We start from the raw sequence: 1,113 nt of genomic DNA, 5'->3' as shown, positions 1-1,113 counted from the left end.
ACTCCTGACAACGATGAGCCTTAAATATAACGACATTTGCGCAAATGTTAAATCAATGTATCAAAATGCATTTAAAAACGAGGCATTCTTCGCCATTGATAAACGTATTCAGAGACAACGACTGGTCACATGGCAAAGCTAGAAGCTGTATCGAATATTCGCAAACAACAAAGTGGCTGGTGTTTCGCCAAACAAACTGTCTCCACTGCCTGAAAAACGTTGTAATACAGTGAGCAGTTGCCAGTCGGTAGCTAAAGAATAATTACTTGATAAGCCTGCAAAGTAAGAACCATCGTCATAGTAGCTAGCTGACAGTGTGAAACGATTCAATGCGGTTAAATCAAAACTCACATCGGCATAGAAGGTATTTTTAGTAAAGCTCAGGGTTTTAGCGTTCAGCGGCAAGTTGAGATAAGCAAGCGCGCTGTTGGCATCTTGAGGTTTCGAGATAAACAGCCAAGCCCCTCTTGTCATCCAGTTACGAACACCACCAAAACTGTAATCCGCTTCTAAGCTCGCTACAGTGTTATTCTGCGTTGGCTCACCTTGATATTCAGCGTCTATTGAATCAAACCAAGTTAACTCACCTCGCAGCCCTGCATCGTAAACATCGGTCGCAAATCCAGCTCCAAGAATGTAATCCATCCGTGCTCGACCTGCGATAATTTGATAATCCCACCCAGAAACATTTGAAAAATAACGCAGCGAAGAGCTGTTTTGTCCAGATTCTTGTGAAGGAGAAAACACCAAATCTAAACCGTCAGCAAAACCAAGTTTTTTGCTGACCATAATGGCATCGGTGCCCGCTCTCTCTTCATAATCAAAGTCATAAATCGAGTACGCGTTATAAACGTCATTAGGGTTCCAGATGGTATTCATGGACCAGTTAATACGAAAACGCCCGACACTGGCACTCCAATCGTCGCTCTTCCAGTTCACATACCATCGGTCCAATTGAGAATTCAGAATAACGTCGTCTTCGCGCCAGTTTTTGCTCAAATCAAAGTAGCCATTGTCTAGCGCGACAAGTTCGGGATATTGAGGAATGTCTAACGCATCGCCCCACAAAGCTCGGTTTCGCAAGCCAACATTAACACGCCAGTTTGGAGAAAA

At 43.6% G+C, this 1,113-nt stretch carries 1 protein-coding gene; it reads right to left on the bottom strand.

All coding sequences use genetic code 11. The features are described from left to right. Positions 1-138: 138 nt before the first annotated feature. On the bottom strand, positions 139-1,113 hold a 975-nt coding region (locus tag R7E00_RS24725; protein WP_318124859.1), incomplete at its 5' end, for a hypothetical protein.

The sequence above is a fragment of the Vibrio sp. Vb1755 genome (assembly GCF_033338635.1).
Classification (GTDB): domain Bacteria; phylum Pseudomonadota; class Gammaproteobacteria; order Enterobacterales; family Vibrionaceae; genus Vibrio; species Vibrio alginolyticus.
This window is presented reverse-complemented; position numbering and strand designations above follow the sequence as displayed.